Annotated in this window: 10 protein-coding genes; all 10 read left to right on the top strand. The window is 39.3% G+C overall.

Translation table 11 applies throughout. The annotated features are described in order from the left end of the window. A partial coding sequence (locus H514_RS25085) for a hypothetical protein (RefSeq protein WP_211226780.1) occupies positions 1-203 on the top strand: 203 nt, incomplete at its 5' end. Between the two features lie 129 nt (positions 204-332). Further along, complete coding sequence (locus H514_RS0115090) at positions 333-551, top strand: YqzK family protein (protein ID WP_027447714.1); 219 nt, start codon at positions 333-335, stop codon at positions 549-551. 6 nt (positions 552-557) lie between these two features. Beyond that, complete coding sequence (xerD, locus tag H514_RS0115085; RefSeq protein WP_027447713.1) at positions 558-1,445, top strand: site-specific tyrosine recombinase XerD; 888 nt, start codon at positions 558-560, stop codon at positions 1,443-1,445. A gap of 104 nt (positions 1,446-1,549) precedes the next feature. After that, entirely contained in the window at positions 1,550-2,725 is a 1,176-nt protein-coding gene (deoB, locus tag H514_RS0115080; protein ID WP_027447712.1) for a phosphopentomutase, read from the top strand. A gap of 14 nt (positions 2,726-2,739) precedes the next feature. Further along, on the top strand, positions 2,740-3,555 hold the full coding sequence (locus H514_RS0115075; RefSeq protein WP_027447711.1) for a purine-nucleoside phosphorylase: 816 nt from the start codon (positions 2,740-2,742) through the stop codon (positions 3,553-3,555). A 31-nt stretch (positions 3,556-3,586) separates the two neighbouring features. Continuing rightward, positions 3,587-4,894 (top strand): pyrimidine-nucleoside phosphorylase, encoded by a 1,308-nt coding sequence (locus H514_RS0115070; protein ID WP_027447710.1) that lies wholly within the window; start codon positions 3,587-3,589, stop codon positions 4,892-4,894. A 131-nt stretch (positions 4,895-5,025) separates the two neighbouring features. Further along, positions 5,026-6,192: a D-alanyl-D-alanine carboxypeptidase family protein gene (locus tag H514_RS0115065; protein ID WP_027447709.1), complete on the top strand. Its 1,167-nt coding sequence runs from the start codon at positions 5,026-5,028 to the stop codon at positions 6,190-6,192. Between the two features lie 106 nt (positions 6,193-6,298). Further along, positions 6,299-6,652, top strand: a complete 354-nt coding sequence (gene spoIIAA / locus H514_RS0115060; RefSeq protein WP_027447708.1) for an anti-sigma F factor antagonist — start codon at positions 6,299-6,301, stop codon at positions 6,650-6,652. Next, positions 6,652-7,095 (top strand): anti-sigma F factor, encoded by a 444-nt coding sequence (gene spoIIAB, locus H514_RS0115055; protein WP_036843740.1) that lies wholly within the window; start codon positions 6,652-6,654, stop codon positions 7,093-7,095. The genes spoIIAA and spoIIAB overlap by 1 nt, the downstream gene beginning before the upstream one ends. 12 nt (positions 7,096-7,107) lie before the next feature. Next, positions 7,108-7,863: an RNA polymerase sporulation sigma factor SigF gene (sigF, locus tag H514_RS0115050; protein WP_027447706.1), complete on the top strand. Its 756-nt coding sequence runs from the start codon at positions 7,108-7,110 to the stop codon at positions 7,861-7,863. Positions 7,864-8,149 lie beyond the last annotated feature (286 nt).

The following is an 8,149-nucleotide window of genomic DNA, read 5'->3' as shown; positions in this document are numbered from 1 at the left end:
CAGCCCGCCGATCTGCACAAAAGCAACGGAACCATACGCACTTTATCTCGAAACCAAGTCTTCAAGATAAGGGGGCTATAATAGAACAACAGCATAAAGACCAGCTATGTTTAATGATGTGTTCTCAGAAAATTTCAAATCCAAACACATCTATTTACAAACAAAAAGAAATCGGTTACGTTTATTTTGTACTCTTCCCCTAAGTCTTCTATAGAGAAGTTTTAGCGAAATAGTAGGAAATGAGTATAGATTCCTTGTATATTTCATATGAAAACTGGCATATCTTTGTAGTAAAGAGTATAGGTTGTACCTTTATAAAAGGAGATATGTATATGCAACAGCTTTTTCATATAATCAAGGATACAGTGAAGATCTTTGTGATTTTTACAGCATGCACCCTATTGTTTTACTTTGGCTTAAAGATGATGAATGAAGAATATGAGAAAATTCATCGTTATGATGAGCCAGAAGGGAAGGCTGTAAAAGTATTTCAACCACATGACGAAGGGTTGATTGATCGTTTGTCTATCTTTTTTAGGTTAGGGGAGTAATTGTTCATGCACGATGAACTACAAGACTTTCTGCATTATGTACAAGTAGAGAGAGGGCTATCCGAAAATACACTTTCATCATATAAGAGAGACTTACGTCAATATCTTCAGTTTATTGAAAAGACGTGTGAATTAAATCATGTCAACAACATTTCCCGTGTACATATTTTGCAGTATATGCATCATTTAAATGATCAAGATCGTTCATCTGCAACAATGGCTCGTACGCTATCATCCATCAGGGCTTTTCACCAATTCTTAGTCCGTGAGCGTCGAGCAGATCAAGATGCTAGCTTACATATAGAGACTCCTAAGAAAGAGCGCAGACTACCGAAGATCTTATCCACTTCTGAGGTCGATGCGTTATTAGCTATTGAGCCACAAGATACACTATCGATTCGCAATAAAGCCATGTTTGAAATGATTTATGCAACAGGCTTACGCGTAACAGAGCTCGTGTCTTTAAACGTAAGTGATCTGCATTTAACTATGGGATTTGTACGATGTGTTGGAAAAGGTTCCAAAGAGAGAATTATTCCACTTGGACGTATGGCGAAAGAGTCTATAGAGAACTATTTACAAGCATCTCGTCCCAAACTCGTTAACAATAAACGAACAGAAGCCTTATTTGTAAACCACCATGGTAATTCATTATCACGCCAAGGTTTTTGGAAGATACTGAAAGCGGTTGCGAAGGAAGTTGGGGTGGAAAAAGAAATTACACCACACACTCTACGCCATTCGTTTGCAACGCATTTATTAGAGAATGGAGCAGATCTTCGAGCAGTACAAGAAATGCTTGGTCACTCCGATATTTCAACAACACAGATCTACACTCATGTAACAAAAGCTAGGTTAAAAGATATTTATCGCTCTTATCATCCAAGGGCGTAATTTTTCTTTTTATTAGGTTGTCTGACATCTTACAACACCGACTTCATGCCTGCATACTTATGCCTCATGAAGGGAATGTAAAAATGTATAGGAGGGATCGTACTATGGACAATTTTAAACGTGTATTTTTAATCGTATTGGATTCTGTAGGAATTGGAGAAGCGCCAGATGCTGAGCAATTTAATGACAAAGGAGCAGACACACTTGGTCATATTGCTGAGCATATGGACGGACTTCAAATGCCGAATATGGGGAAGCTTGGTCTGAGCAACATCCGTGAGATCAAAGGGGTTCACAAAGCAGACCAACCTGAAGCATACTACACAAAAATGCAAGAAGCTTCAAATGGTAAGGATACGATGACAGGTCATTGGGAGATCATGGGGCTTTATATCGATACACCTTTCCGTACCTTCGAAGAATTTCCAAAAGAGTTAATCGATGAAATCGAAGAACGTTCAGGTCGTAAAGTTATCGGAAATAAACCAGCATCAGGTACAGCAATTATTGATGAACTTGGACCAGAGCACATGGAAACAGGTGCCTTAATTGTTTACACATCTGCGGACTCTGTTATTCAGATTGCTGCACATGAAGATGTTGTACCAATTGAAGAACAGTATGAAATTTGTGAAATGGTTCGTGAAATCACGAAAGATGAAAAGTATATGATTGGCCGTGTAATTGCGCGTCCATTCATTGGTAAACCTGGTGAATTTGAGCGTACGCACAATCGTCATGACTATGCTTTAAAACCATTTGGACGTACAGTAATGAACGAATTGAAAGACGCTGATTATGATGTCATTGCTCTTGGTAAAATCTCTGACATTTATGATGGAGAAGGTGTAACAGAAGAGATTCGTACGAAGAATAACATGGATGGAATGGATAAGCTTGTGAATTCTATGGATCAAGATTTTACAGGATTGAACTTCTTAAACCTTGTTGATTTTGATGCGAAATACGGTCACCGTCGTGATCCTCAAGGGTACGGTGAAGCGCTTGAAGCATATGATGCACGTCTACCAGAAGTGTTAGAAAAATTACAAGATGATGATCTTTTAATTATCACTGCTGACCACGGTAATGATCCCGTTCACCATGGTACAGACCATACGCGTGAATATGTACCGTTGCTTGTGTATTCTAAGAGCCTTGATGGTGGAAAAGAGTTAGCGTTACGAGAAACATTCTCTGATATCGGAGCAACAGTAGCAGAAAACTTTAATATAAAAATGCCTGAACATGGCAAGAGTTTCTTAAACGACTTGAAATAGGGAGGGGCTGTACAATGAACGCAGCACAAATGAAAGAAGCAGCACAACACATTCAAGAAAAAGTAAATCAACAACCCACAGTTGGATTGATTTTAGGATCAGGCCTAGGAGTTTTAGCAGATGAAATCGAGGACGCTATTACGATTCCTTATGGTGAGATCCCTCACTTCCCACAATCTACAGTAGAGGGTCATAAGGGTCAGCTTGTAATTGGGAGCATTCATGGCAAACAAGTTATCGCGATGCAAGGTCGTTTCCATTATTATGAAGGGTATTCCATGAAACAAGTAACATTCCCTGTACGTGTTATGAAAGAACTTGGCGTTGAAAAGCTATTTGTAACGAATGCTGCAGGTGGAATTAACGAAAAGTTTGATGCAGGTAACTTAATGATTATTACCGATCATATTAATAACATGGGAGATAACCCATTAATCGGACCAAATGATAGTGATTTAGGCGACCGTTTCCCTGACATGTCCAAAGCTTATTGCCCTGAATTAACAGCACACGCTAAAAAATGTGCAGATAGCCTTGGTCTTAAAGTTCAGGAAGGTGTTTATGTAGGAAATACTGGACCTTCCTATGAGACAGGTGCAGAAGTGCGCATGCTTCGCACTATGGGCGGCGATGCTGTTGGGATGTCTACAGTACCTGAGGTTATTGTTGCAAATCATGCTGGCATGAAAGTATTAGGTATCTCTTGCATTTCGAATATGGCAGCAGGTATCTTAGATCAGCCATTAACACACGATGAAGTTATTGAAACAACTGCACAAGTGCGTGAAGATTTCCTTAACTTTGTGAAAGAAATTCTTAAGACTATATAAAACATGCACTTAGGATAAAGGTGATGAGAATATGAGAATGTACGATATTATTGCAAAAAAACGTGATGGTGAAGCACTAACAAGCGAAGAAATAAACTTTTTCATCGAAGGTTATACAAACGGTGATATCCCTGAATACCAAGCTAGTGCCCTTTGCATGGCAATTTTCTTCCAAGATATGAACGACGAAGAACGCGCAAACATCACAACAGCTATGGTAAACAGTGGAGAAACAATCGACCTTTCACCAATTGAAGGCGTGAAAGTTGATAAACACTCAACTGGTGGCGTGGGTGATACGACTACACTAATTCTTGGACCACTTGTTGCATCCCTTGATGTACCTGTTGCGAAAATGAGCGGACGTGGCCTTGGTCACACAGGTGGAACGATCGACAAGTTAGAAGCTGTACCAGGCTTTCACGTTGAAATTGATAAAAGTGAATTCATTGATCTTGTGAATACAAATAAAATTTCTGTTATTGGTCAAACAGGTAATTTAACACCTGCAGATAAAAAGTTATACGGCTTACGTGATGTAACAGCTACAGTGAACTCAATTCCGTTGATTGCAAGCTCTATTATGAGTAAGAAAATTGCTGCAGGTGCAGATGCAATTGTATTGGATGTTAAAACGGGTGCCGGAGCATTTATGAAGAGTCTTGAAGATTCTAAAGCTCTTGCTGAAGCAATGGTTACCATCGGAAATAAAGTGGGTCGTAATACAATGGCTGTTATTTCTGACATGAACCAGCCTCTTGGTCGTGCTATTGGGAATGCACTTGAGGTGAAAGAAGCGATTGACACATTAAAAGGTGAAGGTCCTAAAGACTTAACCGAATTATGCTTAACACTAGGTAGCCAGATGGTTGTTCTAGCTGGAAAAGCAAACACACTGGATGAAGCCCGTGGAATGCTAGAAGCAAACATGAAAAACGGTAAAGCGCTTGAGCGTTTTGGAACGTTCCTATCATCGCAAGGTGGAAATGGGAAAGTTGTTGAGGATCCAACCTTAATGCCACAAGCCTCTTACAAAGTCGAGCTACCAGCGAAGAAAGCTGGTTATGTTTCGGATATCGTAGCTGATGAAATCGGAACAGCAGCCATGATGTTGGGTGCTGGACGTGCAACGAAAGAATCTGTGATCGATCTTGCTGTTGGACTTTATCTCAACAAAAAAGTAGGCGATTATGTAGAAGAGGGCGAATCTCTACTAACGATCTACGCAAACCAAGAAGACGTAAATGATGTAAAAGAAAAGCTTTATGAAAACATCACAGTGTCTGATGATAAAGTAGAAGCTCCTACTTTAATTCACGGCAGTATTACAGGTGAATAATCATTGATTTATATGAAAGCATGTAACTTCATTTGAGGTTGCATGCTTTTTTTCTAATATTTTCATTTGACTTGTTATAAATCTCTCCAATCATGGAAAAAATAGCTAACAATACGATTGGAGGGACCTCTATGAAAAATTTTGGTGTCTGGATCACGACGATACTATTAACCTTAACAACATTTAGCTCTGCAACTTTTGCTGCAGAAGATGATGGACCAGAATTAGTTGAAAGTGCAAAATCCGCAATATTAATTGAACGTGATACAGGTGAGGTTTTATACGAAAAGGATGCAAATCAAACGTTACCACCTGCAAGCATGACTAAAATTATGACCATGATTTTAGTTATGGAAGCGCTAAATGATGGATCTTTAAAACTTGATGAAAAAGTTCGTGCTAGTGAATATGCAGCTTCAATGGGTGGATCACAGATCTTTTTAGAGCCTGGTGAAGAAATGACAGTGGATGAACTACTGAAAGGCGTGGCTGTTGCCTCAGGAAATGATGCATCTGTAGCGTTAGCTGAACGCATTTCAGGTAGTGAAGAAGAATTTGTGGAGAAGATGAATGAAAAAGCTATAGACCTTGGGCTAGAAAATACACAATTCCAAAACACTACAGGGCTCCCAGCGGACAATCATTACAGTACAGCTCGTGACATGGCTTTAATGGCTAAAGAGTTACTGAAATACGAAGGGATTACCGAATACACAAAAATCTATGATGATTACCTTCGAAAAGGAACTGATAATGAATTCTGGCTTGTTAATACAAATAAGCTTGTTAAATTCTATAAAGGTGTAGATGGTTTGAAAACAGGTTTTACAAGAGAGGCCAAATACTGTTTAACTGCTACGGCAAAGAAAAATGATATGCGTGTTATTGCGGTTGTAATGGGAGCGGAAACACCGAAAAAGCGTAATGCTTACATTACAACGATGCTAGACTATGCGTTTAATCACTATGAAACAGAATCTTTATATAAACGTTTCCAGCCTGTTGATCAACTTAAAATGATCCGTGCAAATAACCCAGAAATTGATGTAGTGACGAGTGAGTCTGTTTCTGTACTAAAGAAAAAAGGTCAAAAGATTGAAAATGTTGAACGAGAAGTGAAATATAACGACACGATTGAATTACCTCTGAAAAAGGGGCAGGAGGTTGGAACTCTAACTATTACAAGTAATGGAGAACCGCTTTCAAAAACGACATTAATCGTGAATGAAGATGTATCAAATGCAGGGTTGTGGTCTTTATTGAAGCGTTCCATGAATGAAATGGTAAAGCATCGCTAATTGTAGGAGAAATTAGCGAATCAACACTTCTTTTGTCAGGTGGAAGGATATCGAAAGACAAAAGGAGAAAAAGACTCACTAACCAAAATATAAGGGGGCATAAACTGTGAGTCTTTCCGTAAGTTTTGACACGAAGCAACATGTGTTATTAGTTCGTTTATCAGGAGAGTTAGATCACCATGAAGCCGAAAACTTAAGAAACGAATGGCAGCAAGTTTTATCGAATCAAAACGTAAAACATGTCATTTTAAACTTAGAATCCCTCAGCTTTATGGATAGTTCTGGCCTAGGGGTCATTTTAGGAAGATATAAAGAAGTGAAACAACAGGGTGGAGAAATGGTCGTCTGTTCGATTTCTCCAGCTGTAAAGCGTTTATTTGAGATGTCAGGGTTATTCAAGATTATTCGTTTTGAAGAAAATGAAGCATATGCACTTGAAACATTGGGGGTGGCATCCTAATGAATAAGAATGAAATGCATATCGAATTTTCAGCCATCAGTGAAAACGAGTCGTTCGCTCGGGTGACCGTAGCATCCTTTGTAACGCAATTGGATCCAACAATGGATGAATTAACGGAAATCAAGACAGTGGTTTCAGAAGCCGTTACGAATGCGATTATTCATGGATATCATGAAGAATCTGAAGGAAAGGTTCATATTAAGTGTATTCTTGTTGATGGAACTGCTGAAATTTTAATTTGGGATGAAGGAATAGGCATCGATAATCTTGAAGAAGCTAAACAACCATTATTCACGTCAAAGCCAGAACTTGAGCGTTCAGGAATGGGCTTTACCATCATGGAGAACTTTATGGATGAAGTAGATATCTCTTCTTATCCGGGAGAAGGCACAACAGTAAGGTTAGTGAAACACCTAAAAAAAAGCAAGACCTTATGTAATTAAGGAGACCTGCCTATGGATGTGGAACTAAAACAATCGAAAAAACAGGAGCAGCTTTCGGACGAAGAGGTCAAGATGTATATTGCCCAAAGTCAACAGGGGAGCCAGGAAGCACGGGATATTCTTGTTGAGAAAAATATGCGTCTTGTCTGGTCGGTTGTTCAAAGGTTTTTAAACAGGGGATATGATCCGGATGATTTATTTCAAATTGGTTGTATTGGACTGTTAAAATCAGTGGACAAATTTGACCTATCCTATGATGTGAAGTTTTCAACGTACGCTGTCCCGATGATTATTGGGGAAATTCAGCGATTTATTCGTGATGATGGTAGTGTGAAGGTTAGTCGAAGTCTCAAGGAAACGGGTAATAAAATCCGCAAAAAGAAAGACGAATTGACGAAAAGCTTAGGTCGTACCCCTACCGTACAGGAAATTTCACAGGCTTTAGAGATTAGTGCGGAAGAGGTTGTTCATGCGCAAGAGGCATCGAAATCACCTCACTCGATCCATGAAACGGTCTATGAAAATGATGGAGATCCAATTACACTGTTAGATCAAATCGCAGACCAGGATACAAAATGGTTCGATAAAATTGCCTTACAGGAAGCAATACGTGCGTTAGACGAACGGGAAAGATTGATCATTTACCTGAGATATTATAAAGATCAAACCCAGTCGGATGTTGCCAATCGACTCGGTATATCTCAGGTGCAGGTTTCACGGATAGAAAAGAAGATACTTAAGTATATAAAAGATCAAATGAACGAATGATACCAGAGCATAAGGCTCTGGTATTTTTTATGCTTTGTGAGTTTTATTTATTGATTTTAAGTTATTCAGTTATATGGCAGTTATGTTGAAGACTTGAAACTGAGAGGAGTCCGTTGCTTTTGTGTGATTTGTTGCGGTCAGTGAAACGGCAAGCCTGTTGTGGAAGAAAAGCCGAGCCTCCTCGTGCCTGCGGGGTCTCGTCTTCCCTTTGTTACCACGACAGTTTGCCGTTTCCTTCCCTCCACGCGATTATGGAGATTAACGGACCATAATTTGGACTTTCCCA

Source organism: Pontibacillus marinus BH030004 = DSM 16465, assembly GCF_000425225.1.
Lineage (GTDB): Bacteria > Bacillota > Bacilli > Bacillales > BH030062 > Pontibacillus > Pontibacillus marinus.
This window is presented reverse-complemented; position numbering and strand designations above follow the sequence as displayed.

Bases quoted from the DNA above. Each gene is read 5' to 3' on its own strand.
- H514_RS0115090 (WP_027447714.1), top strand. From the start codon at position 333: ATGCAACAGCTTTTTCATATAATCAAGGATACAGTGAAGATCTTTGTG.
- xerD (WP_027447713.1), top strand. From the start codon at position 558: ATGCACGATGAACTACAAGACTTTCTGCATTATGTACAAGTAGAGAGA.
- deoB (WP_027447712.1), top strand. From the start codon at position 1,550: ATGGACAATTTTAAACGTGTATTTTTAATCGTATTGGATTCTGTAGGA.
- H514_RS0115075 (WP_027447711.1), top strand. From the start codon at position 2,740: ATGAACGCAGCACAAATGAAAGAAGCAGCACAACACATTCAAGAAAAA.
- H514_RS0115070 (WP_027447710.1), top strand. From the start codon at position 3,587: ATGAGAATGTACGATATTATTGCAAAAAAACGTGATGGTGAAGCACTA.
- H514_RS0115065 (WP_027447709.1), top strand. From the start codon at position 5,026: ATGAAAAATTTTGGTGTCTGGATCACGACGATACTATTAACCTTAACA.
- spoIIAB (WP_036843740.1), top strand. From the start codon at position 6,652: ATGAATAAGAATGAAATGCATATCGAATTTTCAGCCATCAGTGAAAAC.
- sigF (WP_027447706.1), top strand. From the start codon at position 7,108: ATGGATGTGGAACTAAAACAATCGAAAAAACAGGAGCAGCTTTCGGAC.